Here is a 26,235-nt window from a genome sequence, read left to right on the forward strand (position 1 = left end):
GGCGCCCTATCCCCCAATTCAGAGAGGGGGTTGGGGGGGGGGGACTGTGCCCGTGTGGGAGTGGAGCGCGCACAAAAAATTTGGGGGCCGCTTCGCAGCCCAGCGGGAGCAAGCTCCCTCGCCACAGGAGTTATCAGCCAAAGACACCTTTACCCGGCAACCGCGCCCGATCATGGCTGCTGTCAAACCCCTGCAACGGCCCCTTCGGCACAATCCCCGTCGGGTTGATCGTGCGATGGCTGGCATAGTAATGCCCCTTGATATGCTCGAAATCCACCGTCTCGGCCACGCCTGGCCACTGATACATCTCCCGCAGCCAGTTCGACAAATTTGCATAGTCGGCAATTCGCCGCAGGTTGCATTTGAAGTGGCTGTAGTACACCGCATCAAAACGAATCAGCGTAGTGAACAGCCGCACATCGGCTTCGGTCAGGTACTCGCCGGCCAGATAGCGATGGCTGCCCAGGTGCTGTTCCAAATGATCCAGCTCGGCAAACACATCATCAAACGCACTTTCATACGCTTGTTGTGAGGTGGCGAAACCTGCGCGGTACACGCCGTTGTTCACGGCGGGGTAGATGCGTTCGTTGAGGCTGTCGATGGTCGAATGCAGGGCTTGGGGGTAGAAATCCAGGGTATTGCCGGTCAGCGCATTGAACGCACTGTTGAACATGCGGATGATCTCCGCCGATTCATTGCTGACGATGCGCTTGAGCTTTTTGTCCCACAGCACCGGCACGGTCACGCGCCCGGTATAGTCGGCGGTATCGGCGGTGTAGCGTTGGTGCATGAAGTTGAAACCGTCCAGTTTGTCGCCGCTGGAGCCATGGGCCTTGTCGAAGGTCCAGCCGTTTTCCAGCATCAGCCAACTGACCACCGAGACGTCGATCAGGCTTTCCAGGCCCTTGAGCTTGCGCAGGATCAAGGTGCGGTGCGCCCACGGGCAGGCGAGGGATACATAGAGGTGATAGCGACCGGCCTCGGCCTTGAAGCCGCCTTCACCACTCGGGCCTGGCCCGCCATCGGCGGTCACCCAGTTGCGGCGTTGTGCCTGTTCCCGTTGGAAAGCGCCATCGGCGCTACTTTCGTACCACTGGTCTTTCCACTGTCCTTCGATCAATAAACCCATGACTGGCTCCTTGGCTAATAAGCGTTGGAGCCCAGTCTAAAGGGATGAGTTCGAACTAAAAGCGCAAAGAACCGGCGTGAATGATCGATTAAATCGATTTATCCCGTGCGTCCCAGTACTGCTGGGCCAACTCGAACGCCTGCTGCCGCGGGTGACCAAGGCCGCGCAGGGCCAACGCCATGGTGGCGATCAACGCCAGTTGCGGGTAGCTGTCCTCAACGTCGCCGCGCCACAGTGCTTTTAGGTGCTCGGGCTCAAGCGTTGCTGGCTTGACGTGGCGCTGGACGGAAAGGGCGGGCCACTCTTCGTCCCAGCTCTGGCCGTCGGTGGTGCCATACAGGTGACTGAGGGTGTCGGGGTTGATCTCGATCTCGCCGCCGTCGCCCTTGACCACAATCACGTTGTCACCCAGCAAGCCACTGGCATCACGATGCACGCCCTGGTAACCGGGGTGGAAAATGCTTTGCAGGCCACAGCGCGCATTCAGCGGGTTGAGCAGGCGCGCCAGCGAATGGATAGGCGAACGCAGGCCCAAGGTGTTGCGCAGATCGATCATGCGTTGCAGCTGTGGCGCCCAATCACCCAACGGGATAAATGCCAGGTTGCCGTGGGCAAAGGCGCTCTCGACCTGTTGCCAATCGCGGCACAGCGGGATCTGCAAACTGTCCAGCAATTGCTCGGTGTACAACCGCCCCGCAGTGTGGGCGCCGCCGCCGTGCATCAGGATGCGCACGCCGTTCTGTGCCAGGCATTTGGCTGCCAGCAGGAACCACGGCAGGTGGCGCTTTTTACCGGCGTAGGTGGGCCAGTCGATATCGACGTTCAGCGCTGGCGCGTGCAGGCGCTCACGTACGGCTTCGGTGAAACCGGCGAGTTCTTCCGGGCTTTCTTCCTTGTGGCGCAGCAGCATCAGGAAGGCGCCGAGCTGGGTGTCCTCGACTTTTTCGTCGAGCAGCATGCCCATGGCTTCCCGCGCTTCCTCGCGGGTGAGGTTGCGCGCGCCACGCTTGCCTTTGCCGAGGATGCGCACGAACTGCGCAAAGGGATGCTCTTGGGGCGTTACGAGAGTCAGGGGGGCAAAGTCGGTCATAAGCAATTCGTCGGCCTGGGCAGGCCCGCCAGCTTGGCGGCGAGTTTGGCGGGAGTGCCGTTGAACAGTTTGTTGAGGTGCAGGCTGTTGCCCTTTTCCGGGCCCAGCTTCAAGGCGGTGTACTTGATCAGCGGGCGCGTGGCGGGGGACAGCTGGAACTCGGTGTAGAACTGGCGCAGCAGGGTGAGGATTTCCCAGTGTGCCGGGGTCAGCTCCAAGGCTTCGGCAGCGGCCAGGGCATTCGCCACTTCATCGGACCAGTCGTTGAGGTCGACGAGATAGCCGTCCTTATCCAGTTCCAGGGTGTGTGCGCCGACGGTCAAGGTGTTCATAGCCAGGTGTTGACCTTGTCGTAGTCGATCGACAGTTGCACGAAGCCTGGGTAATCGACGCTGTCAGCCCAGTCGGGCAGCGGCAGGTTGCGCGCCTGCATGTCTTCGGCCAGCACAAACACCTTTACGCCTTTGGTTTGCAGGGCGGGCGTGTGCAGGCCGTAGGCTCCGTCGCCGCACAGCAGGATTGCGTCCTCGGCGCCACAGATGCGCAGGCAGCTATCGAGGCGGCTGTCGGTAAACGGGGAATGAGACACCACATGTAGAGTCGACATCAGAGGGTAATCACCTGGTCGTAACGGTCAATCAGTTGGGAAATGGCTTGGCTGTCGAGCACCTGTGCGTTGGCGGGTGGCGGCAACCCGCGTGCGGAAAGACTATGGCTGCACGCGAACACGTCATCAATGCCGAACAGGCCCAGGGCCTGCAGGTTGGCACTCAGGTCTTTCTGTTGCACGGCCTTGGCCGCTTGGTTCGGCGCCAGTTGGAACACACCGTCATCCAGGAACAACAGGCCAATGGGCAGATCGAACGCGCCACCGGCCAGCACGATATCCAGTGCTTCCCGCGCACTCGGCCCGGACCACGGGGCCTGGCGGCTGATCACCAACAAGGATCTGGACATGTCACGGCCCTCCAAAACAGATCAGGCGGTCGGCGTCCTGGATCGCGTCATGCAACTGCCCAAGGCCCGATAACGCCCAGGGTGCCTCCAGATTCACGGCGCTGCGTTGATAGCGCGTAGCCTCTTCGGCATTCAGCACACCACGGCGCAAGGCGGCGGCGATGCACACCACACCGTCGAGCTGGTGCTGGCTGACGAACTCGCGCCATTGGCGCGCAATGTCTGGCTCGTCCTGGGGCGCAACGACGTTACTGGACGCGCTGTACACGCCATCCTGATAAAAAAACATCCGCACAATCTCATGCCCGCCGGCCAACGCTGCCTGCGCGAACAACAGGGCGCGGCGCGAAGAGGGCGCGTGGGCGGCGCTATACAGTGCAATCGCGAACTTCATGGAAGACTCTGCCAACAAACGTCGGCCAATGATAAAGCCGCCGCCGCGAAAAAGCCCGCCGTGATCAAAACGGTCACTGTGGTTGATCGTTCTGACGATTGCCGGCAGGCGCCCGGCTGCCTAGTCTGTGAGTATTCGCAACCCAACTGGAGTCCCCATGTCAGGTCCCTTGGCGTCCCTTAAAGTGTTGGATTTTTCCACCTTGCTGCCCGGCCCGTTTGCCTCCCTGATGCTGGCGGACATGGGCGCCGAGGTGCTGCGTATCGAATCGCCCACGCGGATGGACCTGTTGCGTGTGTTGCCGCCCCATGATCGTGGCACCTCGGCCAGCCACGCCTACCTCAATCGCAACAAGCGCAGCCTGGCCCTGGACCTCAAGCAGGCCGAGGCGCTGGAGATTGTGCGTGAGTTGGTCAAGGGCCATGACATCCTGCTCGAGCAGTTCCGCCCCGGTGTCATGGAGCGCCTGGGCCTGGGCTATGAGGCGCTGAAGGCGATCAACCCGCGGCTGATCTATGTGTCGATCACCGGCTACGGCCAGACCGGCCCCTATAAGGACCGCGCCGGGCACGATATCAACTACCTGGCGTTGGCCGGCGTCGCCAGCCATACCGGGCGCCAGGACACCGGCCCGTTGCCCCTGGGCGTACAACTGGCGGATGTGGCGGGTGGTTCGCTGCATGCCGTGGTGGGCTTGCTGGCGGCGGTAATTGCCCGGCAGCAGAGCGGGGTGGGGCAATACCTGGATGTGAGCATGACCGATTGCTCGTTCAGCCTGAACGCCATGGCTGGGGCCGGTTACCTGGCTTGCGGGGTCGAGCCTGGGTGGGAGAACCATGTGCTCAATGGCGGGAGTTTCTATGACTACTACCGCACACGCGATGGGCGCTGGATGTCGGTGGGCAGTCTGGAGCCGGGGTTTATGCAGCAACTGTGCGCGGCCTTGGGGCGCCCGGAACTGGCGGCACACAGTGTGACGCCCGAACGGCAGGGCGTGCTCAAGCAGGCGTTGCAGGTGGAGTTCGAGAAGCGCAGTTTTGACCAGTTGTGTGAGTTGTTTGCCGGAGTGGATGCCTGTGTTGAGCCGGTATTGAGTTTGAGCGAAGCGCTGGAGCATCCCCAGTTGAAGGCGCGGGAGCTGGTCAGCCAGGTGCCCCGGGGTGATGGCTCGACACAAGCGCAATTGGCCTGCCCGCTGAAATTCTCCGAGGGGTTGCCGGCGCCCAGGCATATTGGAGTGGCGGTGGGGGCGCACAGTGATGAGGTGCTGGCGGAGTTGGGGTTCGGTATTGAGCGGATAGAGCAATTGCGGCAGGCCAAGGTTGTAGGTTGACTGAGCCGACGCTTTCGCAGGCAAGCCAGTTCCCACATTTTGATTGTGTTCACAGATCCAAATGTGGGAGCTGGCTTGCCTGCGAAGAGGCCCTCATTCCACCCGAGTTTCCCCGGTGAACACCAACGTCTGCCGACACCGCCGACACAAATACCGCCGCCCCTGGTTCACCAGCCCATGGCGCTGCGGGGAGAACGGAAAATCACTGTCCGCACACGGGCAGCGGTAAATATAGCGAGTCACCTGTCGGCGCTTGACCTCGTAGGTATGGCAACGGTCGGGCGGCAGTTCGTAAACCCCGCGCATGATCAACTGCCATTCCTCGCCATGGGGCTGGATACGCTCGCCAAACAATTGGTGGGCAATCAGGTGCGCCACTTCGTGGGCTACGGTCTGCTTGAGAAAGTGTTGGCTGTTTTCACGGTACAACTGAGGGTTGAAGCGCAGCAGGTTCTCGTGCAAATGCGCGACACCGGCTTTCTGGCCCCGCAGCTTGAGGCTGACCTGGGGGCGTTTGAAGCTTCGTTTGAAAAAGGATTCGGCTTGCAGGAAACAATCTTCGACGCGGGTATTGAGTTGCTCGGGCATGCTGTACATATCTCCAGAGACGCCCAGTATGCCGCAAAGCTGGGTGTTTCCGAATCTGTCAGGCGCCGAATGGTCATGCATAACGCACAAAGCCACCTTGCGGTGGCCTTGCCTGCGGGGTTTTTCGTTCAACTGGTGTAGATCGGCCCGACGCCCAGGCCCCAGACGATCACGGTAAAGGCCATGATCGCTACCAGCACCACCAGGCCGACGGCCAATACCGAGCTGGAAAACAGGAAGCCTTCATCCGGGTCGATACTCATGAAGGTTGGCAGCCCCACATACAGCAGATACACCGTGTAGCAGATCGCCGCCGTGCCCACGACCATGCCCAACCACATATGCGGGTAGAGCGCCGCCAGCCCGCCGATAAACAAGGGTGTGGCGGTGTAAGTGGCAAATGCCACGCAGCGGGCCATGCTTGGGCTGGCGTCGTAGGTGCGGGCCATCCAGTGAATGAACGCGCCCATCACCGCCACGCCGCACAGCATGGCCGCGTAGGACATGAGGGTCATCCACAGCGCGCTTTCCTGGGTCAGCATCACCGGGGCGCGGTTGCCGATGACCCAGCCGACCTGAGTGGTGCCAATAAAGGCGGAAATGGCGGGGATCGCCGCGAGAATCAGGGTATGAGTGAGGTACATGTGGCTGATGCTTTCTTCTTTGTCGCCACGGATTTCCCGCCATTCCTGGTCGGGATGGGTAAACAGCCCCACGACGTGATGGATCATGCCAGTCACTCCTGTCGTTATTACCATCGCCCCCCATCGGAGCGCCCACGGGCCATATGGCCTGAAAGGTCTGGATAGATGTGCGACCTCAAGTCGCAGTATAGAAAGGGATGACCGGAATAACCGTAGGGCCTTTAGAGCAAATTGCGCTGTAAACAGGGGGGCTAATCGCGGTGTGGTCTGTCTGAGTTCATGGGATCCAGTGTGGGAGCTGGCTTGCCTGCGATGGCGGCCTGTCAGGAACAGAGATGTTGACTGGCACACCGCTATCGCAGGCAAGCCAGCTTCCACATTGGATCTGCGCCAGTCTTACCGGTAAAATGCTGCGCTTTTCGTCACACACCTTTGCGGATCCAAGCGCCATGGGCACTCTTACAGTCAACCAGAACAAACTGCAAAAACGCCTGCGTCGCCTGGCCGGTGAAGCGGTCGCCGATTTCAACATGATCGAGGATGGCGACAAGGTCATGGTCTGCCTCTCCGGCGGCAAAGACAGCTACACCATGCTCGACGTGTTGCTGCACCTGCAAAAGGTCGCGCCAATCAAGTTCGAGATCGTGGCGGTCAACATGGACCAGAAGCAACCCGGTTTCCCTGAGCATGTGCTGCCGGCCTATCTGAAAGAACTGGGCGTCGAGTATCACATCGTCGAGAAAGACACCTACTCGGTGGTCAAGGAATTGATCCCGGAAGGCAAGACCACCTGCTCGCTGTGCTCGCGCCTGCGCCGTGGCACGCTCTATACCTTTGCCGATGAGATCGGCGCGACCAAGATGGCCCTGGGTCATCACCGCGATGACATCGTCGAAACCTTCTTCCTCAATATGTTCTTCAACGGCTCGCTCAAGGCCATGCCGCCCAAGCTGCGCGCCGACGACGGACGCAACGTAGTGATCCGCCCGCTGGCGTATTGCAACGAGAAGGACATCCAGGCTTACTCCGATTTCAAGCAATTCCCGATCATCCCGTGCAACCTGTGCGGCTCCCAGGAAAACCTGCAGCGCCAGGTGGTCAAGGAGATGCTGGTGGACTGGGAGCGCAAGACCCCTGGGCGTACCGAAAGTATCTTCCGCAGCCTGCAAAACGTGATCCCGTCGCAATTGGCCGACCGCAACCTGTTCGACTTCACCAGCTTGAAAATCGATGAGACCGCCGCATCGCGTTTCGTCAATGTAGTGAACCTCTGAGTCTTCCCGAGGCTCTAGTACACGGCGCTTGCGGGCGCCGTTTTCAATTCGACTGACAGGAGAGGGCATGCGCGATTACAAGTGGCTGCACGAATATTGTCTGAACCGCTTCGGTTCGGCGGCCAAGTTGGAAGCCCATCTGCCGGTGCCCAAGACCCCGGCGCAATTGCGCAAGATAGCGGATGACCGTTACCTGTCGACCTTGGCGCTGCGAGTGTTCCGCGCCGGTTTGAAGCACAGCGTGGTCGATGCCAAATGGCCGGCGTTCGAGCAGGTGTTCTTTGGCTTCGACCCGGAAAAAGTCGTGCTGATGGGTGCCGAACACCTGGAACGGCTGATGCAGGACACCCGCATCATCCGCCACCTGGGCAAGCTCAAGAGTGTGCCGCGCAACGCGCAGATGATCCTGGATATCGAGCAGGAGAAAGGCAGCTTCGGCGCGTTTATCGCTGATTGGCCGGTGACCGATATCGTCGGGCTCTGGAAGTACCTGAGCAAGCACGGCCACCAGTTGGGCGGCCTGTCGGCGCCTCGCTTCCTGCGCATGGTCGGCAAGGACACCTTTGTACCGAGCGATGACGTGGTGGCAGCGTTGAATGCGCAGAAGATCGTCGACAAGGCGCCGACCAGCCTGCGCGATTTGGCGACAGTACAGGGTGCCTTCAACCAGTGGCATGCCGAGAGTGGGCGGCCGATGTGTCAGCTGTCGATGATGTTGGCCTATACCGTCAACCATTGATACTGATCGTTCCCACGCTCTGCGTGGGAATGCTGCCCAGGACGCTCTGCGTCCCGGGCCTAGTGCAAGGGTGACGCGGAGCGTCACAGGATGCATTCCCACGCGGAGCGTGGGAACGATCAGTCACGATCAGTCAATCGGCCAGTCGCCGGTTCAATTGATGCCGCCAACGCACATACAGCAACGCCGTGCAAAACACCGCCAGGCTCGCGAGCATTTCCAGAACACCAAACCACTGGCGGTTCGGGTCATACGCCGCCAGTGCGCCCTTGATGAAATACAGGTTCACCACAAAGCACATCCACGAATGTCCGCGTGCGCTGCCCATCAGCATGCCTGGCGCAAGTATCAGCAGCGGCACCAGCTCGATCAGCAGGATGACCCACGGGCGCGCCCCATGCAGGTCGGCGACCAACAGGTAGTACACGCACAACAAGCCCACCAGGCCCAAGAACGCCAGCAGGCTCAGCGCGCGTGCCACCTTGACCCGTGGCTCCAGCCACTCCCGTGGCGGCAGGACCTTAGGCTTCCTGGCCACGGCCGTTCTCCAACAGCGTGGCGGTCTTGGCCAGGCGCAGGCCCAAGGCCCGGCACAAGGTGATTTCATGTTGATCGAGCATACGCTTGCCGTCTGGCCCGGAATGGTGGCTGGCGCCATACGGCGTGCCGCCGCCCTGGGTGTCGAGCAGCGCCTGCTCGCTGTAGGGCAGGCCGGTGATCAGCATGCCGTGGTGCAGCAGCGGCAGCAGCATCGACATCAGCGTGGTTTCCTGGCCGCCATGCAGGCTGGCGGTGGAGGTGAACACGCCGGCCGGCTTGCCGACCAGAGCGCCGGTGAGCCACAGGTTGCTGGTGCCATCGAGGAAGTACTTGAGCGGCGCGGCCATGTTGCCGAACCGGGTGGGGCTTCCCAGGGCCAGGCCCGAGCAGTGCTTCAGGTCGTCCAGGCTGGCATACAGCGCGCCCTCGTCGGGAATGCTCGGCGCCACCGCTTCGCACTCGGTGGAAATCGCCGGCACGGTGCGCAACCGCGCTTCCATGCCGCCTTGCTCGATACCGCGGGCAATCTGTCGGGCCATCTCGCTCACCGAGCCGTTGCGGCTGTAATACAACACCAGCACATAGGGCGTGGTCACGGCAGGATCTCCAGCACGTTCTCGGGCGGGCGGCCAATGATGGCTTTGTCGGCGGTTTCCAGGATCGGGCGTTCCATCAGCTTGGGATGGGCTGCGATGGCGGCGATCAGTTGGGTGTCGCTGAGGCTGGCGTCGGCCAGGTTCAGGGTTTTGTATTCGTCTTCGCCGGTGCGCAGCAGTTGGCGTGCGCTGATCCCCAGTTTTTTCAGCAGGGCCTCGATTTGCGCGGCATCCAGCGGGGTTTCCAGGTAGCGCACGACGGTCGGGGTGAGGCCGCGGGCTTCCAGCAGTTCCAGCGCACCGCGGGATTTCGAGCAGCGCGGGTTGTGATAAAGCGTCAGATCGGTCATGTGCGGGTCGCATCTTGCGTAAGGTGGCGGGTATTCTACCTGCGCTGGCGCCTGTCCTTAAACCGTAAGAGGCGATAGGCCGCAGCCAACGTTCATTTTTGCGAAGGAATACCCCATGACAAGGCGACTGATCGGTGCATTGGCGATCATCACAACCCTGCTGCTCAGCGGCTGCGGTAACGATTACGGCGTTGACCAATACGGCCAGAAAGTGGCGGCCGAACGCCTGGACAAACAGTGGCTGGTGGTCAACTACTGGGCCGAATGGTGTGGCCCGTGCCGCACGGAAATTCCCGAGCTCAATGCCCTGGCAGAACAGTTGAAAGGCCAGAATGTCGGGGTGTTCGGCGTCAACTTCGACAATGTGCAGGGTGAGGAACTGAAGGCCGCCAGCGACAAGCTGGGGATCAAGTTCACGGTACTGGCCCAGAACCCGGACGGGATCTTCGAGATTCCGCGCAGCGAGGCCTTGCCGGTGACCTACATCATCGACGACAAGGGCAAGGTGCGTGAGCAGTTGATGGGTGAGCAGACAGCGGAAGGGGTGTTGGCCAAGCTCAAGGCCCTGAAAGGCTAGAACTATGGGAGCTGGCTTGCCTGCGAAGGCGGCCTGCCAGCCGACCGGGATATTGGATTTGACCGAGTACATATCCATTATTTAGGTAACGGCCACCGATGGTTCCGCTCTGACAGCGGCTCACTTTTGAAAAGCCGGAATGCCGGCCCAGACAAAAGTAAGCAAAACGCTCTTGCCCCACCACTCGGCACCTCGCTTAGGCTCGGTGTGCCCGTAATCCGCCAGTGATTTGGGGGGCCGCCGCCACGCGCCATCCATGGCGCGGGGCGGCTAAACCGGCATCCCTGCCGGTTTATCCCCCCAAATCCCTGTCGAATTCCGGCCAGCGTGGTTTGACGGGGCGCCTGAGATCAAGATCAAAAGCAGATCAAGATCAAGAGCGACTCGCTTCGCACCGTGGTTACCGTCTGCTGTTACAACCCACAAAGTTGTGTAGATACCTATGCTGCGATGGCATCGCTGCGGTGTACCTGATACGCCGCGTCGTCCGCATCGCAGGCAAGCCAGCTCCCACAGAACCAGAGGACACCGCGTTAATACAGGAGAGTGCGCCTAGGTCAGCCTTCTTCGAGCCACAGGCGGATCGGCTTGCCTTCGGCCGGCCAGAACCGCGTCTGTTCGATCGGCGAGATATCCCAGCGCTGCACGCCTTGCAGGGCCTGGAAGAAGCGATGCTCTTGCTCCATCAGGGCCTCGGCGCACATTTTTCGGGTGCTGCCGACCGGGCCGAAGCTGAGCTTGTCGCCTTCGACCGTGTACGGCGCAAACCAGTGGTTACAGCCGCCATTGCCATAGGCGCGGCCATCGGCGCCCAGGGTGACGGTAAGGTGCGCGTAGTCCATCAGCGGCCGCTCACCGATCCATTCCACGACGTAGCTGTGGTCGCGCTCCAGCTTGGCGCCATCGGCGGCGCAGCCTGCCAGGCCCAGGCCGATTGCGGCGAGCAGCAGCCGGCCTTTCATTGCGCGGCCTGCTGGCATTTCGGGCAACGGTGCTTATCGCCTTCGCTGGCCCAGCCCAGTTCTTTGATACGCGCGTTGGCGGCCGGTTGCAGCGGTGCCTTGGTCAGCTTGGTTTCTACCGCGAATTCAAACTCCAGCACGGCGTCGCAACTGTCGCAGTTGACCTTCCAGGTGTGAATCTCCAGTTCGCCGAACTTCGGCCCTAGGGCCATGGCGACCCACTGGCCCGCCGGGCGGATGGAGTAGCGTGCGTCACCTTCGACGGTGAGTCGCATCGACAGGGTTTTACTGCCGCGCAGGCTGACGATCAGGACGTCGCCATGTTTGATCGAACCACCGTTGCCGGTGACCTGGTAACGGCCCGGCACCAGGGCACGGCATTCGATCAGGGTGTGTTGCGGGCTCAGCAAGCTGAAGCGGAAATCGTGTTCGGCCATGGATCCTCCAAATAGGCGCGGCATCCTATCACGGGTGCCGGCCTATCATGAGCCTGGTATGTGACCGCTGATCATCCCTCGACCAGGTTCTGTGCGCGGCCATCGGCCCACGCGGCAATGTTGGCCAGCGTGGTGCCGGCAATCGCCGCCAGGGCTTCACGGGTGAGGAAGGCCTGGTGCGCGGTGATGATCACGTTGGGGAAGGTCAGCAGGCGGGCGAGCACGTCATCCTGCAGGGGCAGGTCCGAGCGGTCCTCGAAAAACAATTGGGCTTCTTCTTCGTAGACGTCCAACCCCAGATAGCCCAACTGGCCCAGCTTGAGCGCTTCGATCAGTGCCGGCGTATCGACCAGGCCACCACGCCCGGTGTTGATCAGCATCGCACCGGTTTGCATCTGCGCGAGCGAGCGGGCATTGATCAGGTGTTTGCTGTCGGCGGTCAGCGGGCAGTGCAGGCTGATGATTTGTGCCTCGGCCAACAGTTCAGGCAGGCTCACGTAGCGGGCCCCGAGGTCCTGCACCTGTGGGTTGGGGAAGGGATCGTAGGCCAGCAACTGGCAGCCGAAGCCGGTCATGATCTTGGCGAAGGTCGCGCCGATCTGACCGGTGCCGACCACGCCGACCGTTTTGCCGACCAGATCAAAGCCGGTCAGCCCGTGCAGGCTGAAATCACCGTCGCGGGTACGGTTGTAGGCACGGTGCAGGCGACGGTTGAGGGCCAGGATCAGGGCGACGGCGTGCTCGGCCACCGCGTGGGGCGAATAGGCGGGCACGCGCACGATAGTCAGGCCCAGGCGCTGGGCGGCGGGTAAGTCGACATGGTTGTAGCCCGCCGAGCGCAGGGCAATCAGGCGTGTGCCGCCCTTGGCCAGTTGCTCCAGCACCGGGGCGCTGAGGTCGTCGTTGATAAAGGCGCAGACCACCTCGTGGTGTTCGGCCAGGGCCACGGTCTCGAGGTTGAGGCGGGCGGGTTGGAATTGCAGTTCCAGGCCAGCCGGCAGCGGTTCGCCGAGGAAACTCTCGCGGTCGTAGGTTTGGCTGCTGAAGAGAATGACGCGCATTAAGAAGGCTCCCTGCAATTTACACATTGGAATGCTGACTGAATGTGGGAGGGGGCTTGCCCCCGATAGCGGTACATCAGCGATGGATTCGTCTACTGACACACTGCTATCGGGGGCAAGCCCCCTCCCACATTGTTGATTCGTTGCCCATGAAAACAGGGTCAGGCACTCACTCTGGCTTCACTGGCCAGCCGTGCAATCGCCATGTCCAGTTCGTCCAGCGCGGCCGTGGCCTTGGCGTCATCCTGCTTCAGGAGGGTTTCGGCGCGTTGGCAGGCTGCTCGTAATTGCGGAACACCACAGTAGCGGGTGGCGCCGTGCAAACGGTGCACACGCTCGATCAAGGCGTGGTTGTCATTGGCTTCGCGGGCGTGGGTAATTGCCAGGCGATCAGCCTCCAGGGAGGCCAGTAGCATGGCGAGCATATCAGCGGCCAGGTCGGCCTTGTTGGCGGCCAGGCGCAGGCCTTCTTCGTGATCGAGTACCAAGAGTTGCACGCCCTGGGCCGCGCCTTCGTGGGTACGCTCCGGGCCTTGGTTACGCAGCGCCAGGCCGGTCCATTTCAATACCACCTGGGCCAATTGCCGCTCGCTGATGGGTTTGGTCAGGTAGTCGTCCATACCGCTTTGCAGCAGGGCGCGTTTTTCGTTGGCCATGGCGTGAGCCGTGAGGGCTACCACCGGCAGCGGTGTGCCGTGGCGTTCGCTTTCCCACTGGCGGATCGCCTCGGTGCTCTGGCGGCCATCCATGCCGGGCATTTGCACGTCCATCAGCACCAAATCGAACGTTTCCTGCTTCACGGCGTCGACCGCCGCGTAACCGCTTTCCACCGCCTGCACCTTGGCGCCCATGTCTTCCAACAGGGTTTGCACCAGCAACAGGTTGGCCGGGTTGTCGTCCACGCACAGCACCCGTGGCGCACGGCTGGACAACGGCTCACCGGGTTCGCTGCGCGAAGGGCGCGGGCTGATCAGGTCGGCCAGGGAGCGGCGCAACTTGCGCGTACAGGCGGGCTTGGCCTGCAGTTGGCTGTTGGGGTTGGGCACCGATTGGTTGAACAGCATCTGCTCTGTGGTCGGGCACAGCACCAGCACCTTGCAGCCCAGGTGTTCCAGGTCCCACAGGTGTTGATTGAGGCGTTCGGGCGGAATGTCGTTGGCGGTGACGCCGAGCACCGCCAGGCTGATGGCCTGTTCGGTCTGGTGGGCACTGGTGATGCCGTTGGTCAGGCTTTCCAGGGTATTGAACGGCGTGACTTCCAGGCCGCAGTCTTCCAATTGATGTTGCAGGGCCTGGCGCGCCAGTTCGTGGTTTTCCAGCACGGCCACACGACGCCCCAATAGCGGCGCGGCGGGCAGGTCTTCGACGTCGTCACGGGTTTTGGGCAGGTTCAGGCTGATCCAGAATTCCGAACCTTCACCCGGCGTGCTGTCGACGCCGATTTCGCCGCCCATCTGCTCGATCAACCGCTTGGAAATCACCAGGCCCAAACCGGTACCGCCGGGCTGGCGCGACAGCGAATTGTCGGCCTGGCTGAATGCCTGGAACAGGGCGCGCACATCCTGGTTGGACAGGCCAATGCCGGTGTCTTGCACGCTGATGCGCAATTGCACGCTGTCTTCCTGCTCGTCCTCGATCATTGCCCGGGCCACAATGGTGCCTTCGCGGGTGAACTTGATCGCATTGCTGATCAGGTTGGTCAGGATCTGCTTGAGCCGCAGCGGGTCGCCCACCAACGCCAGGGGCGTGTCGCGGTACACCAGGCTTACCAGTTCGAGCTGCTTGGCATGCGCGGCGGGGGCGAGGATGGTCAAGGTGTCTTGCAGCAAGTCGCGCAGGTTGAAAGGCACGCTGTCGAGCACCAGTTTTCCGGCTTCAATCTTCGAGAAATCGAGGATTTCGTTGATGATGCCCAGCAGGTTATCCGCAGATTTTTCGATAGTGCCCAGGTAATCCAGCTGGCGCGGTGATAATTCGCTTTTTTGCAGCAAGTGAGTAAAACCGAGGATGCCGTTGAGCGGTGTGCGGATCTCATGGCTCATGTTGGCCAGGAACTCCGACTTGATACGGCTGGCTTCCAGGGCTTCCTTGCGTGCCAGGTCCAGCTCGATGTTCTGGATCTCAATGGTTTCCAGGTTCTGGCGCACGTCTTCGGTGGCCTGGTCGATGCTGTGTTGCAGCTCTTCCTGGGCATTTTGCAGGGTTTCGGCCATGCGGTTGATGCCAGACGCGAGTTGGTCCAATTCCTGGCTGCCCAAGGGTGGCAAGCGTGTTTCCAGGTTGCCGTCCTTGAGCTGCGCCACCGCTTGCTTGATCTGGCCAATCGGCGAATTGATGGTACGGCTGATACGCAGGGCGAGGGCGGCGGTGCACATCAGGCCGATGGCGATCAGCAGAAGGCTGGCGAACAGGCTGCGATAGCCGCGCAACAGCATGCCATTGTGGGACAGCTCGACTTCCACCCAACCTAGCAGACGGTCGGCCTCATCGGGAATCAACTCGCCCGCCAGGTTGCGATGGCGGCCAAACACCGGCAGTAGATAGCGGGTGGCGTCGTTGCCGGAACGCTGTAACAGTTGCGAGCTGTTGCCGGTGGGTGGCTGGTTAAGCATGGTCGGGCCGGCGTGGGCCAGGGACGAGCGGTCTGGCGCCAGGAACGACACGGCGCGCACATCCGGCTGTTCCAGGGACTGGGTGGCGATACGCTCCAGCAGGTCGGTGTCCTTGTGGCCCATGGCTGGGGCCACCAGCGGTGCCAATTGCTCGGCGATCATTTCGCCGCGTTGCAGTAGCTGGGTCTGCAACTCCGACAGCTGCATCCAGGTGAAATAGCCGCCCAACAACAGCGCCATCAGGCTGGTCGGTAATAAGGTCAGCAACAGTACGCGGCCTTTTATCCCCATTCTTCTAAGCACGCCACTCTCCTGCTACCACGTTGTTATCAATCATCCACGCCGGCATCCGGCCAGCGCCACCTGCGCAGTGTAGCCATTTGCGCGGCCTGGAATCTTGCAAATTAATGACATGCGGCAATCTTCGGGCCATTCGGCGCCGGGTGGCGATTGCCTGTGAACGTTTAATCTTGAATAATCAGTGATTGAGAATGACTTGCAGACGCTAATGACTCCCGCAGCAGTTGGCCTACCCAGTATCCTGACCATCGAAGATGACCCTGTGTTGGGCGCCTACGTGCACGATCAACTGGGCCGCAGTGGTTTCCAGGTGACCTGGTGCCAAAACGGCCAGCAGGGCCTGCAACTGGCCCGCGCCCAGGCCTTCGACCTGGTGCTGATGGATATTCTGCTGCCGGGGCTGGACGGTTTGTCGATCCTCACTCATTTGCGCCAGAGCCACGCCATGCCCGTGATCCTGATGTCAGCCCTGGGCGCTGAAGCCGACCGTATCAGCGGTTTTCGCCTGGGCGCGGACGACTATTTGCCCAAGCCGTTCAGCATGGTTGAACTGTGCGTGCGTATTGAAGCGATCCTGCGCCGCGTTGCCCTGGATCGCCGGCCCGAGCCGACGCGCGCCCCGGCACTTGAAGATGCCCGGGTGCTGCACTTTGATGATGAACGCTGCGATGTGTCCTGCCAGGACCAGTGGGCCGCGCTCACGCGCAGCGAATACCGCCTGCTGGAAACCCTGCACCGCAACGCCGAAGAAGTCCTCAGCAAAGCCTTCCTGTATCAGCAGGTGTTGCAGCGCGGTTATGCGCCCCATGACCGCAGCCTCGACATGCATGTCAGCCAGATCCGCCGCAAGCTCAAGGCCATCGGTTACATCGAGCGTGAAGTACGCACCGTATGGGGCAAGGGCTACGTGCTGAGCGGTCACGATGAAGGGCTTTGAGCGACTGCCCGGCAAGCACTCGTTGTTCTGGAAGCTGGCCTGCCTGTTGATCGCCTTCTGTTTGCTGATGATTTGGCTCAGTTGGTCGTGGGGCCGTTACATGGAACAGCAGAGCGCTTACCTGTCCGACAAGTCGCGGGAGATTCTCAATGGCTATGCCGCGGGTGCCGAACTGGCGTGGAGCACGCAAGGCAGCGCGGGCGTAGATGCCTGGCTGCAGCGGATGGCCGAGCGCGAAAGCACTTGGGTAGGGGTGATCGGTAACGACCTGCAGTCCCTGGGCAGCACGCCCTTGAGTGACAAGGAAAGCCAGCGCCTGACGTTTTTGCGTGGATTGGATTGGCCGGTCAGCCGGCATGTCATTGGTTTGCCCTGGATGAAAGTACCGTTTCCGGTCGACCCTGGCGCGGGGTCGCTGGTGATCGAGCTGCCGCAGCGCTTTATGCCTGGGCGCTATCAACTGTTCTGGCGGGTGGTCACCAATGGTGTGATTCCAGGTCTGTTTACCCTGTTGCTGTGCATCGGCCTTTACCGGCTGTTGATCATGCCCCTCAATCAATTGCGCGAGCAGGCCAATGCCTGGCGTGCGGACCAACTCGATACGCGGATGTCCCTTGATGCCACCAGCCGCCAGGATGAACTGGGCGAGCTGGGCCGCGCCTTTGACCATATGTCCGAACGCTTGCAGGGCACGGTGCGTTTGCAGCAGCAGCTGCTGCGCGATATGTCCCATGAACTGCGCACACCCTTGAGCCGCCTGCGGGTAGCCTGCGACAGCGAGCAAGACCTGGCCAAGCTGCGCGAGCGCCTGGGTCGGGAAATCGACGCCATGCAGCGCCTGGTGGAAGACAGCCTGCAACTGGCCTGGCTCGACAGCGAAACTACACCGTTGCCCCAGGAAGATATTCAGCTCCAGGCCTTGTGGGACATATTGCGCGAGAATGCTTGTTTTGAAAGCGGTTGGTCCGCATCGCGCTTGCCGTGCCTGTTACCCGCGGACAGTTGGGTGCGTGGCAACCTCAATGCACTGGCCCAGGCCTTGGAAAATATCCTGCGCAACGCCATACGCCACTCGCCCCACGATGGCTGCGTGCAACTCGACGGATGTCGGGAGGGGGAGTATTGGCATATCTGGCTGCAGGACCAGGGGGCCGGGATTGCTGAGGATGATCTGGAGCGCATCTTCGCGCCCTTTACCCGCCTGGACGGCTCGCGCCCCGGCGATGGCGGTTTCGGCTTGGGCCTGAGCATTGCCCGCAACGCCGTGCAGCGCCAGGGCGGCCGCTTATGGGCGGAAAATACCGGGCGGGGTCTGCGGGTGCATTTGCGTTTGCTGGCCCGTTAGCGCTCAGCGCCGGCGCAGTTTGCGTTTTTTCCACTGGTGCGCCACCCACCAGCGCCAGTACGCCATGGTCAGGCAATAAGCCAAGGCGCCCAATACCACCCCCAATACCACCGAACCCAGCAGGAATGGCTGCCAAAGAGTGCTCAACTGGCCGCTGATCCATTCCCACGTAAGGTTATCGGGCAAGCTGCGTGGCGGCACATTCATCAGCCAGGCGCCGGTCATATAGGTACAGATGAACACCACCGGCATGGTGATGGGGTTGGTCAACCACACCAGGCTGATGGCGATAGGCATATTGCCGCGCACCGAAATCGCCAGGACCGCGGCAAGCAACATCTGCAATGGAATCGGGATAAACGCCGCAAATAAACCCACCGCCATGGCGCGAGCCACTGAGTGCCGGTTCAGGTGCCAGAGGTTGGGGTCATGCAGCAGCGTGCCAAGAAACTGTAATGACTTGTGTTCCCTGATACTGCTGGGATCGGGCATGTACCGTTTGAATAAGCGCCGGGGCATAAGGGGTCCAGGTCAATTCGAGGGGCAAGTATGCCCGGATTCTATAAACAGAAAATTCAGACTTTGTGACAAAACATCATAGGCGCTGTCGTTCAGCCGGCTAAGACTGAGTGGATCACTGGAAAAGGATGATCCATGAAGACAGGGATGTTGGCGTTGGCGCTGGGGTTGCTGATGTTGCGTTGGTTGCCGGCGCTGCCGTCCGGCGCCGGGCTATTGGCCATGCTGCTGCTGGCCTTGATGCTGTTGCCTTTTCGGTCCTATCCCTTGGCTTTCTTCCTGGTGGGGTTGAGCTGGGCTTGCTTCAGCGCGCAGCGGGCGCTGGATGATCGATTGCAGCCGGCCCTGGACGGGCAGACTCGCTGGGTGGAGGGGCGTGTGGTCGGCTTGCCCCAGCAGACGGGTACGGGCGTGCGCTTTGAACTGGCCGACGGCCGGTCGCGCAAGGTTCGGCTGCCCAAACGTATCCGCGTGTCCTGGCACGGCGGGCCAGTGGTGAACAGCGGTGAACGCTGGCGTCTGGCGTTGACACTCAAGCGGCCTGCGGGCCTGCTCAATTTCCATGGGGTCGACCATGAAGCCTGGCTGCTGGCCCAGCGTATCGGTGCTACTGCAACGGTAAAAGACGGTGAGCGTCTCGCACCGGCCCGCAATGCCTGGCGCGATGCTGTGCGCCAGCGCCTGATGGCGGTGGATGCCCAAGGCCGCGAGGCGGGCTTGGCGGCGCTGGTATTGGGCGACGGTTCCGGCCTGGCGCCTGAGGATTGGCAGGTGTTGCAGGACACGGGCACGGTGCATCTGCTGGTGATTTCCGGGCAGCACATCGGCTTGCTGGCGGGGTTGATCTACGGCTTGGTCGCGATGCTGGCGCGTTATGGTTGCTGGCCCCGAACCTGGCCGTGGCTGCCGTGGGCGTGCGGTCTGGCATTTGGCGCGGCGTTGGGTTATGGGCTGCTGGCCGGGTTCGGCGTGCCGGTGCAACGGGCCTGCATGATGGTTGGCCTGGTGCTGCTGTGGCGTCTGCGTTTCCGCCATTTGGGCGTGTGGTGGCCGTTGCTGCTGGCACTGAACGGCGTGCTGGTACTGGAGCCCTTGGCCAGCCTGCAGGTAGGGTTCTGGTTGTCGTTTGCGGCGGTCGCGGTGTTGCTGTTGGCGTTCGGCGGGCGCCTGGGGCCCTGGAGCGCCTGGCAGGTGTGGACCCGACCCCAGTGGCTGATTGCCATTGGTTTGTTTCCAGTGTTGTTGGTGCTGGGTTTGCCCATCAGCCTCAGCGCACCTGTGGCCAATCTCCTTGCCGTGCCTTGGATCAGCCTGGTAGTGCTGCCTTTGGCGCTGCTGGGCACGGCGCTGCTGTGGGTGCCGCTGGCTGGGGAGGGGTTGCTGTGGCTGGCCGGCGGTGCGCTGGACGGATTGTTTAAAGGCCTGGGGTTGCTGGCCGCGCAATTGCCGGCCTGGGTACCCGCCGAGGTACCTTTGGGGTATTGGTTGGTTAGCCTGGCTGGCGCGGTGATTTTGTTGCTGCCCAAGGGGTTGCCGTTCCGGGTGCTGGGCTGGCCCATGCTGTTGATGGCTGTATTTGCGCCCAGGGAGTGGGTGCCCCACGGGCAGGTAGATGTAGTGCAACTGGACGTCGGCCAGGGGCAGGCACTGATCCTGCGCACCCGTCGTCATACGTTGCTCTACGATGCCGGGCCGCGCTCGGGGCCTGTCGACCTGGGCGCGCGCGTCGTGTTGCCGTCGTTGAAAAAGCTCGGGGTAGCCCAGTTGGACATGATGCTGCTCAGCCATGCCGATGCCGATCACGCGGGGGGTGCGGCGGCGGTGGCTCGGGGGGTGCCCGTCAAGCGTGTAGTGGGCGGTGAAACCGAAGGTTTGCCAGACTTTCTTGCCACCCAACCCTGTACCAGCGGCGAACGATGGGAATGGGAGGGTGTGTCATTTCAATTGTGGCAGTGGGCTGATGGGCTTGATGGCAATCCGAGGTCTTGTGTGTTGCAGGTTGAGGCCAATGGAGAACGCCTGCTGCTCACCGGTGACATTGATCGCGCCGCCGAACAGGCTTTTCTGGCCTCTTCGCTGGCGGTCCAGACCGACTGGCTGCAAGCCCCGCACCATGGCAGCCGCAGTTCGTCATCCTGGCCGTTCCTGCAGCGGTTGGCGCCCACATCGGTGTTGATTTCCCGCGGGCGCAGCAATACGTTCGGTCATCCCCATCCGCAGGTCCTGGAGCGCTACCACGTGCTGGGCAGCCGGGTTTACGACAGCGCCGAGCAGGGTGCCGTACGCCTGCGCCTGGGGGCGTTTCTGCCACCGATGGTTGCGCGCAGTCAACGCCGTTTCTGGCGCGAACCGTTACCGTAATCGCGTGTTACCAAAGACCCGAGCCGCAACAGGCGGGTGTGTAGCCGACGAACCCCGCTGTCGAACCTATATGTTAAAGTGGCGCACTTTTTCGAGGGGGCATTCACTGTGTGGGAATTGGTCAAATCCGGCGGCTGGATGATGTTGCCGATCATTCTGAGTTCCATCGCTGCACTCGGCATCGTTGCCGAACGCCTGTGGACCCTGCGCGCCAGTCGCGTCACCCCTGAGCATCTGCTGGGGCAGGTCTGGGGCTGGATCAAGAACAAGCAGCTCGACAAGCAGAAACTCAAGGAGCTGCGCGCCAATTCGCCGCTGGGTGAAATCCTCGCCGCCGGTCTGGCCAATTCCAAGCATGGTCGCGAGATCATGAAGGAGTGCATTGAAGAGGCGGCCGCCCGGGTCATCCATGAACTGGAACGCTACATCAACGCCCTTGGCACCATCGCCGCCATGGCGCCGTTGCTCGGTTTGCTCGGCACAGTACTCGGCATGATCGATATCTTCAGCTCGTTCACAGGCTCGGGCATGACCACCAACGCAGCGGTCCTGGCCGGGGGGATCTCCAAGGCGTTGATCACCACTGCAGCCGGCCTGATGGTGGGTATCCCTTCGGTCTTCTTCCACCGTTTCCTGCTGCGTCGCATTGATGAACTGGTGGTCGGCATGGAGCAGGAAGCCATCAAGCTGGTGGAGGTGGTGCAGGGCGACCGTGATGTAGACCTGGTCGAGGGCAAAGCGTGAAATTTCGCCGCAAGCAACGGGAAAATGTTGATATCAACCTCGCGTCGTTGATCGATGTGGTGTTCATCCTGCTGCTGTTTTTTGTCGTGACCACTACCTTCACCCGCGAAACCCAGTTGCGTGTCGACCTGCCTGAAGCGGTGAGTGGCTCGCCTGCCGAAGACCAGCAAGTCAAACAACTGGACATCGCTATTAGCGCCGAAGGGGTGTTTTCGGTGAATAACCAGTTGCTGGAGAAAAATGACCTTGCCAGCCTGATGGAGGCGTTGCAGAAGGAGTCTGGTGGCGACACCCAGTTGCCGCTGTCCATCAGCGCTGATGGCAAAACCCCGCACCAGGCCGTGATCACCGCCATGGACGCTGCCGGCAAGCTCGGTTTCAGCCATTTGCGCATGACCACCGTCGAGGCGGCGAGCCCGCCCTGATGGCCATCTCCGACCGTTTACTCAAGGCATGGTACGAAGGTCATCCAGCACTAATGTTGCTGCGACCGCTGGAATCGCTGTATCGCTGCGTGGTTCAACGTAAGCGTGCGCGCTTCGTGGCGGGCGAGGGCGAGATTTATCAGTCGTCTGTGCCAGTGATCGTGGTGGGCAATATTACAGTGGGAGGCACCGGCAAGACGCCTTTGATCCTGTGGTTGATCGAGCACTGCCGACGCAGCGGCTTGCGCGTAGGAGTGGTCAGTCGAGGCTACGGTGCCAAGCCGCCGCAGTTGCCGTGGCGGGTCGAGGCCGGCCACAGTGCCGAGGTGGCCGGTGATGAACCCTTGCTGATCGTGCAGCGCAGCGGTGTACCGCTGATGATCGATCCTGATCGCAGTCGTGCGGTAAAGGCCCTGCTGGCCTGCGAGCCCCTGGACCTGATCCTCTCCGATGACGGCCTGCAGCATTATCGTCTGGCCCGCGATCTTGAACTGGTGCTGATCGATGCCGCCCGTGGCCTCGGTAACCGCCGGTGCCTGCCTGCCGGGCCGTTGCGCGAACCGGTGGAGCGCCTGCAGAGTGTGGACGGGGTGCTTTATAACGGTGCCCTTTCAGACCGTGAAGATGGCTTTGCCTTCCGCCTGCAGCCCACAGCGCTGGTCAACCTGCACAGCGGCGAGCGCCAGCCGGTCACCTATTTTCCGCAGGGCCAGCAGGTGCATGCGGTGGCCGGAATAGGCAATCCGCAACGTTTCTTCAATACCCTTGAAACGCTACACTGGCAGGCGATACCCCATGCTTTTGCCGATCACGCGCCCTACAGCGCCGAGGTCTTGAATTTTACCCCGTCATTGCCGCTGGTCATGACCGAAAAGGACGCGGTGAAGTGCCGCGCCTTTGCCCAGCCCGACTGGTGGTACCTTGCGGTGGATGCGGTACCGTCGCCGGCGTTCGTCGCCTGGTTCGACACGCAGCTGATGCGTCTGTTGCCCAACCGTCTTTTGCCTTAAAACGCTTTTTTCCAGGAAACATTCATGGACACCAAACTGCTCGATATCCTTGCTTGCCCGATCTGCAAAGGCCCGCTCAAGCTCAGCGCCGATAAAACCGAGCTGATCAGCAAAGGTGCCGGCCTGGCTTACCCTATCCGTGACGGCATCCCGGTCATGCTCGAAAGCGAAGCCCGCACCCTGACCACCGATGAGCGCCTGGATAAATGACCACCGCCTTTACCGTCGTCATCCCCTCGCGCTATGCCTCGACACGCCTGCCGGGCAAACCGCTGCAAATGATTGGCACCAAGCCGATGATCCAGCTGGTATGGGAACAAGCGTGCAAGAGCAGCGCCGAGCGCGTGGTGGTGGCCACCGATGACCCGCGTATCATCGAGGCGTGCAAAGGTTTTGGAGCCGAAGCGGTCCTGACCCGCGAAGACCATAACTCCGGCACTGATCGCCTGGCCGAAGTCGCCACTCAGCTGGGTCTGGCACCCGACGCGATCGTAGTGAACGTGCAGGGTGACGAGCCATTGATACCGCCGGGTGTCATCGATCAGGTCGCTGCCAACCTCGCGGCCCATGGCGAGGCGCGTATGGCGACCCTGGCCGAACCGATCGAAGACATCGAGACGCTGTTCAACCCGAACGTGGTGAAAGTGGTCAGCGACATCAACGGCCTGGCACTGACGTTCAGTCGCTCCACCTTGCCGTGGGCGCGGGATGCCTTTGCCAAGAATCGCGACGTGTTGCCGGAGGGCGTGCCATATCGCCGCCATATCGGCATCTATGCCTACCGCGCCGGTTTCCTGCACGACTTCGTCAGTTGGGGCCCGTGCTGGCTCGAGAATACCGAGTCCCTGGAACAACTGCGCGCCCTCTGGCACGGCGTGCGTATCCACGTGGGCGATGCGTTGGAAGCACCGCCAGCCGGTGTCGACACCCAGGAAGACCTCGAACGCGTCCGTCGCCTGCTGGGCGCCTGATGGAAGTTCTGTTTGTATGCCTGGGCAATATCTGCCGCTCGCCAACCGCTGAAGGCATCTTGCGCCATAAGTTGCGTGAAGCAGGCTTGGCTGGCCAGGTTGAGGTGGCGTCTGCTGGCACCGGAGAATGGCATATCGGCAACCCGCCGGACCAGCGCAGCCAGCGTGCGGCGCTGGCGCGCGGCTATGACTTGTCGGGCCAGCGTGCCCAGCAGGTTTCCCGTGCTGATTTTGCCCGCTATGACCTGATCCTGGCCATGGACAACAGTAACCTGCGCAACCTCAAAGCCATGCAGCCAGGGCAGGGCAAGGCGGAGCTGGATTTGTTCCTGCGTCGCTTTGATGGCGAAGTGGACGAGGTGCCAGACCCTTACTATGAAGGTGAGCAAGGTTTCGAACGGGTCCTTGACCTGATCGAACGCGCCTGTGACTTATTGGTGATCGAATTGAAGGGGCGGTTATGACCTTGCAAGTGCGTGCGCAGGTATCGCTCAAGCCATTCAACAGCTTTGCCATTGATGTGAGCGCGCAATTATTTGCCGAGGCCCACAGTGATGCTGACGTGCGCGAGGCCATCGCCTATGCCGCCGCACATGCGGTGCCGTTGCTGGTGATCGGTGGCGGCAGCAATTTGCTGCTGACCCAGGACGTTCCGGCGCTGGTGTTGCGTATGGCGACCCAGGGCATTCGTGTGCTGAGCGATGATGGCACGCACGTGGTGGTCGAAGCCGAAGCGGGCGAAGCCTGGCATCCGTTCGTGTTGTGGACGCTTGAACACGGCTTTTGCGGCCTGGAAAACCTCAGCCTGATCCCCGGCACTGTCGGTGCCGCGCCGATGCAGAACATCGGCGCCTATGGCGTAGAGATCAAGGATGTCTTCGCCGGCCTCACTGCCCTGGATCGCCAGACGGGCGAGCTGCGGGACTTCAGTCTCGACGAATGCAAGTTCGCCTACCGTGACAGCCTGTTCAAGCACGAAGTCGGGCGTTGGCTGATCCTGCGGGTACGCTTTTCCCTCAGCCGTGCCACTCACCTGAAACTAGACTACGGCCCGGTGCAACAGCGTCTGGTTGCGCAGGGCATCACCCACGCCACGCCAAGCGATGTGAGCCGCGCGATCTGCAGCATTCGCCGCGAGAAACTGCCAGACCCGGCAGAGCTGGGCAATGCGGGGAGCTTCTTCAAGAACCCACTGGTGTCCCAGGCCCTGGCGATTGAACTGCAAAGCCAGTATCCGGACCTGGTGGCCTACCCTCAGGCAGACGGCCAAATGAAACTCGCCGCCGGCTGGCTGATCGACAAGGCCGGTTGGAAGGGGTTCCGGGAGGGCGATGCGGGCGTGCACAAGATGCAAGCGCTGGTACTGGTCAACTACGGCACCGCCACCGGGCAAGAGATTGCCCAGCTTGCGCTACGCATCCAGCAAGATATCTTCAAGCGCTTCAAGGTCGAGCTGGAAATGGAACCCAATCAGTACTGAGCTTTATCTGCTCTGAAAATGAAAATGCCCCGTATCTCGCGATACGGGGCATTTTTATTGCTGCGATTGATCAGTCATCGCGGCTCATGATGCCGAAGATCTGCAACAGGCTGATGAACAGGTTGTAGATCGATACATAAAGGCTGATGGTCGCCATGATGTAGTTACGCTCACCGCCGTGGATGATGGCGCTGGTCTGGAACAGGATGCACACCGAGGAAAACAGCACAAAACCCGCGCTGATCGCCAGTTGCAGGCCGCTGATCTGGAAGAACATGCTGGCCACCACCGCCGCCAGCAACACGAAGAAACCTGCGGTGATGAAGCCACCCAGGAAGCTCATGTCCTTACGGCTGATCAGTACGTAGGCCGACAGACCACCAAACACCAGGGCCGTCATGGCAAATGCCGAACTGACCACTTCCGCACCGCCGGCCATGCCCAGGTAACGGTTGAGGATCGGGCCGAGGATAAAGCCCATGAAACCGGTCAAGGCAAACGCCGACACCAGGCCCCAGGCCGAGTCACGCAGCTTGTTGGTCAGGAAAAACAGACCATAGAAGCCGATCAACACGACAAAGATATTCGGGTAGCCGACGCGCATCTGCTGGGCCACGTAAGCCATCACGCCGCTGAATGCGAGGGTAAGGGCGAGCAAGCCGTAGGTGTTGCGCAACACGCGGCTGACTTCAAGCTGCTCAGCCTGCGCGTTGCCATTCACTGCGTAATTCTGTTCGCGCATGGCGACACTCCTTCAGTTTTGAAACGTTCAGTCGCAAAGATCATAACAGACGCCTTGTAACAAGCGATGCAGAGAGTTTGACAGTGTGTTTCATTCGGGTATTATGGCGCCCGCTGAC

31 protein-coding genes are annotated in these 26,235 nt (G+C 61.3%); 14 read left to right on the forward strand and 17 right to left on the reverse strand.

What is annotated here, in order from left to right; translation table 11 throughout:
* Positions 1-133: 133 nt before the first annotated feature.
* The 6 genes from GIW79_RS24665 to tusD all read right to left on the reverse strand — a co-directional run bounded on the left by GIW79_RS24665 (position 134) and on the right by tusD (position 3,570).
* On the reverse strand, positions 134-1,129 hold the full coding sequence (locus GIW79_RS24665; RefSeq protein WP_236454343.1) for a glutathione S-transferase family protein: 996 nt from the start codon (positions 1,127-1,129) through the stop codon (positions 134-136).
* Between the two features lie 88 nt (positions 1,130-1,217).
* Positions 1,218-2,219 carry a glycosyl transferase family protein gene (locus GIW79_RS24670; protein WP_236454340.1) on the reverse strand — a complete coding sequence of 334 codons (1,002 nt, stop codon included), beginning with the start codon at positions 2,217-2,219 and terminating at the stop codon, positions 1,218-1,220.
* Positions 2,216-2,551: a TusE/DsrC/DsvC family sulfur relay protein gene (locus GIW79_RS24675; protein ID WP_034127872.1), complete on the reverse strand. Its 336-nt coding sequence runs from the start codon at positions 2,549-2,551 to the stop codon at positions 2,216-2,218. The genes GIW79_RS24670 and GIW79_RS24675 overlap by 4 nt, the downstream gene beginning before the upstream one ends.
* Positions 2,548-2,826, reverse strand: coding sequence for a sulfurtransferase complex subunit TusB (tusB, locus tag GIW79_RS24680; protein ID WP_054898293.1), 279 nt, complete (start codon positions 2,824-2,826; stop codon positions 2,548-2,550). Before tusB ends, GIW79_RS24675 begins: the two co-directional genes overlap by 4 nt.
* Positions 2,826-3,176, reverse strand: a complete 351-nt coding sequence (gene tusC, locus GIW79_RS24685; protein ID WP_034127870.1) for a sulfurtransferase complex subunit TusC — start codon at positions 3,174-3,176, stop codon at positions 2,826-2,828. The genes tusB and tusC overlap by 1 nt, the downstream gene beginning before the upstream one ends.
* 1 nt (position 3,177) lies before the next feature.
* The gene (tusD, locus tag GIW79_RS24690) at positions 3,178-3,570 is read right to left on the reverse strand and encodes a sulfurtransferase complex subunit TusD (RefSeq protein WP_054898291.1); all 393 of its coding nucleotides are present in this window, start codon (positions 3,568-3,570) and stop codon (positions 3,178-3,180) included.
* A gap of 157 nt (positions 3,571-3,727) precedes the next feature.
* On the opposite strand from tusD, the gene GIW79_RS24695 reads away from it, so the two are divergent.
* A complete protein-coding gene (locus GIW79_RS24695) occupies positions 3,728-4,903 on the forward strand; it encodes a CaiB/BaiF CoA transferase family protein (RefSeq protein ID WP_236454337.1) in 1,176 nt (391 codons plus the stop codon).
* A gap of 93 nt (positions 4,904-4,996) precedes the next feature.
* On the opposite strand, the gene GIW79_RS24700 is transcribed toward GIW79_RS24695, so the two are convergent.
* Together GIW79_RS24700 and GIW79_RS24705 are read right to left on the reverse strand one after the other, a co-directional pair.
* On the reverse strand, positions 4,997-5,491 hold the full coding sequence (locus GIW79_RS24700; RefSeq protein WP_003192067.1) for a SprT family zinc-dependent metalloprotease: 495 nt from the start codon (positions 5,489-5,491) through the stop codon (positions 4,997-4,999).
* A 128-nt stretch (positions 5,492-5,619) separates the two neighbouring features.
* On the reverse strand, positions 5,620-6,222 hold the full coding sequence (locus GIW79_RS24705; protein WP_014718889.1) for a Yip1 family protein: 603 nt from the start codon (positions 6,220-6,222) through the stop codon (positions 5,620-5,622).
* 362 nt (positions 6,223-6,584) lie between these two features.
* Here GIW79_RS24705 and ttcA point away from each other — a divergent pair, with 362 nt between their 5' ends.
* A complete protein-coding gene (gene ttcA / locus GIW79_RS24710) occupies positions 6,585-7,409 on the forward strand; it encodes a tRNA 2-thiocytidine(32) synthetase TtcA (RefSeq protein WP_014718888.1) in 825 nt (274 codons plus the stop codon).
* A 67-nt stretch (positions 7,410-7,476) separates the two neighbouring features.
* The gene (locus GIW79_RS24715) at positions 7,477-8,148 is read left to right on the forward strand and encodes a DNA-3-methyladenine glycosylase I (protein WP_054898289.1); all 672 of its coding nucleotides are present in this window, start codon (positions 7,477-7,479) and stop codon (positions 8,146-8,148) included.
* A gap of 133 nt (positions 8,149-8,281) precedes the next feature.
* Here the strand turns inward: GIW79_RS24715 and GIW79_RS24720 are convergent, their stop codons facing one another.
* From GIW79_RS24720 to arsC, 3 genes are read right to left on the reverse strand one after another with little or no spacing between them, the layout of a single operon-like run.
* Positions 8,282-8,686 carry a DUF2069 domain-containing protein gene (locus GIW79_RS24720; protein ID WP_034127866.1) on the reverse strand — a complete coding sequence of 135 codons (405 nt, stop codon included), beginning with the start codon at positions 8,684-8,686 and terminating at the stop codon, positions 8,282-8,284.
* A complete protein-coding gene (gene wrbA / locus GIW79_RS24725) occupies positions 8,670-9,284 on the reverse strand; it encodes an NAD(P)H:quinone oxidoreductase (protein ID WP_014718885.1) in 615 nt (204 codons plus the stop codon). The genes GIW79_RS24720 and wrbA overlap by 17 nt, the downstream gene beginning before the upstream one ends.
* Positions 9,281-9,634, reverse strand: a complete 354-nt coding sequence (arsC, locus tag GIW79_RS24730; protein ID WP_034127864.1) for an arsenate reductase (glutaredoxin) — start codon at positions 9,632-9,634, stop codon at positions 9,281-9,283. The genes wrbA and arsC overlap by 4 nt, the downstream gene beginning before the upstream one ends.
* A gap of 115 nt (positions 9,635-9,749) precedes the next feature.
* On the opposite strand from arsC, the gene GIW79_RS24735 reads away from it, so the two are divergent.
* Positions 9,750-10,211, forward strand: a complete 462-nt coding sequence (locus GIW79_RS24735) for a TlpA disulfide reductase family protein (RefSeq protein WP_003192057.1) — start codon at positions 9,750-9,752, stop codon at positions 10,209-10,211.
* A gap of 557 nt (positions 10,212-10,768) precedes the next feature.
* On the opposite strand, the gene GIW79_RS24740 is transcribed toward GIW79_RS24735, so the two are convergent.
* The 4 genes from GIW79_RS24740 to GIW79_RS24755 all read right to left on the reverse strand — a co-directional run bounded on the left by GIW79_RS24740 (position 10,769) and on the right by GIW79_RS24755 (position 15,586).
* Positions 10,769-11,173: an META domain-containing protein gene (locus tag GIW79_RS24740; protein WP_072446026.1), complete on the reverse strand. Its 405-nt coding sequence runs from the start codon at positions 11,171-11,173 to the stop codon at positions 10,769-10,771.
* On the reverse strand, positions 11,170-11,610 hold the full coding sequence (locus GIW79_RS24745) for a hypothetical protein (RefSeq protein ID WP_236454333.1): 441 nt from the start codon (positions 11,608-11,610) through the stop codon (positions 11,170-11,172). Before GIW79_RS24745 ends, GIW79_RS24740 begins: the two co-directional genes overlap by 4 nt.
* Positions 11,611-11,681: 71 nt before the next feature.
* Positions 11,682-12,671 carry a 2-hydroxyacid dehydrogenase gene (locus GIW79_RS24750; RefSeq protein WP_054917246.1) on the reverse strand — a complete coding sequence of 330 codons (990 nt, stop codon included), beginning with the start codon at positions 12,669-12,671 and terminating at the stop codon, positions 11,682-11,684.
* Positions 12,672-12,832: 161 nt separating this feature from the next.
* Positions 12,833-15,586 (reverse strand): response regulator, encoded by a 2,754-nt coding sequence (locus tag GIW79_RS24755; protein WP_186527162.1) that lies wholly within the window; start codon positions 15,584-15,586, stop codon positions 12,833-12,835.
* A gap of 205 nt (positions 15,587-15,791) precedes the next feature.
* Between GIW79_RS24755 and GIW79_RS24760 the strand changes: the two genes are divergently transcribed.
* Positions 15,792-16,520, forward strand: coding sequence for a response regulator transcription factor (locus tag GIW79_RS24760; RefSeq protein WP_089042255.1), 729 nt, complete (start codon positions 15,792-15,794; stop codon positions 16,518-16,520).
* Positions 16,507-17,865 carry a sensor histidine kinase gene (locus GIW79_RS24765; protein WP_236454330.1) on the forward strand — a complete coding sequence of 453 codons (1,359 nt, stop codon included), beginning with the start codon at positions 16,507-16,509 and terminating at the stop codon, positions 17,863-17,865. Before GIW79_RS24760 ends, GIW79_RS24765 begins: the two co-directional genes overlap by 14 nt.
* Before the next feature lie 3 nt (positions 17,866-17,868).
* On the opposite strand, the gene GIW79_RS24770 is transcribed toward GIW79_RS24765, so the two are convergent.
* Positions 17,869-18,384, reverse strand: coding sequence for a DUF2062 domain-containing protein (locus GIW79_RS24770; protein ID WP_003192045.1), 516 nt, complete (start codon positions 18,382-18,384; stop codon positions 17,869-17,871).
* Positions 18,385-18,519: 135 nt separating this feature from the next.
* Between GIW79_RS24770 and GIW79_RS24775 the strand changes: the two genes are divergently transcribed.
* The 8 genes from GIW79_RS24775 to murB all read left to right on the forward strand — a co-directional run bounded on the left by GIW79_RS24775 (position 18,520) and on the right by murB (position 25,375).
* Complete coding sequence (locus tag GIW79_RS24775; protein ID WP_236454327.1) at positions 18,520-20,745, forward strand: DNA internalization-related competence protein ComEC/Rec2; 2,226 nt, start codon at positions 18,520-18,522, stop codon at positions 20,743-20,745.
* A 108-nt stretch (positions 20,746-20,853) separates the two neighbouring features.
* Positions 20,854-21,489, forward strand: coding sequence for a MotA/TolQ/ExbB proton channel family protein (locus GIW79_RS24780; protein WP_034128146.1), 636 nt, complete (start codon positions 20,854-20,856; stop codon positions 21,487-21,489).
* On the forward strand, positions 21,486-21,914 hold the full coding sequence (locus tag GIW79_RS24785) for an ExbD/TolR family protein (protein ID WP_014718877.1): 429 nt from the start codon (positions 21,486-21,488) through the stop codon (positions 21,912-21,914). The genes GIW79_RS24780 and GIW79_RS24785 overlap by 4 nt, the downstream gene beginning before the upstream one ends.
* A complete protein-coding gene (gene lpxK, locus GIW79_RS24790; RefSeq protein WP_236454323.1) occupies positions 21,914-22,924 on the forward strand; it encodes a tetraacyldisaccharide 4'-kinase in 1,011 nt (336 codons plus the stop codon). The genes GIW79_RS24785 and lpxK overlap by 1 nt, the downstream gene beginning before the upstream one ends.
* Positions 22,925-22,948: 24 nt before the next feature.
* Positions 22,949-23,134: a Trm112 family protein gene (locus GIW79_RS24795; protein ID WP_003174668.1), complete on the forward strand. Its 186-nt coding sequence runs from the start codon at positions 22,949-22,951 to the stop codon at positions 23,132-23,134.
* Positions 23,131-23,895 (forward strand): 3-deoxy-manno-octulosonate cytidylyltransferase, encoded by a 765-nt coding sequence (gene kdsB, locus GIW79_RS24800; protein WP_054898278.1) that lies wholly within the window; start codon positions 23,131-23,133, stop codon positions 23,893-23,895. The genes GIW79_RS24795 and kdsB overlap by 4 nt, the downstream gene beginning before the upstream one ends.
* A complete protein-coding gene (locus tag GIW79_RS24805; RefSeq protein WP_054917236.1) occupies positions 23,895-24,359 on the forward strand; it encodes a low molecular weight protein-tyrosine-phosphatase in 465 nt (154 codons plus the stop codon). The genes kdsB and GIW79_RS24805 overlap by 1 nt, the downstream gene beginning before the upstream one ends.
* Positions 24,356-25,375: a UDP-N-acetylmuramate dehydrogenase gene (murB, locus tag GIW79_RS24810; RefSeq protein WP_236454321.1), complete on the forward strand. Its 1,020-nt coding sequence runs from the start codon at positions 24,356-24,358 to the stop codon at positions 25,373-25,375. The genes GIW79_RS24805 and murB overlap by 4 nt, the downstream gene beginning before the upstream one ends.
* A gap of 70 nt (positions 25,376-25,445) precedes the next feature.
* Here murB and GIW79_RS24815 read toward each other — a convergent pair whose 3' ends face one another.
* Entirely contained in the window at positions 25,446-26,117 is a 672-nt protein-coding gene (locus GIW79_RS24815; RefSeq protein WP_003192030.1) for a Bax inhibitor-1/YccA family protein, read from the reverse strand.
* Positions 26,118-26,235 lie beyond the last annotated feature (118 nt).

The organism is Pseudomonas sp. PA-7-1E (genome assembly GCF_021605325.1).
GTDB classification, from domain to species: Bacteria; Pseudomonadota; Gammaproteobacteria; order Pseudomonadales; family Pseudomonadaceae; genus Aquipseudomonas; species Aquipseudomonas fluorescens_BV.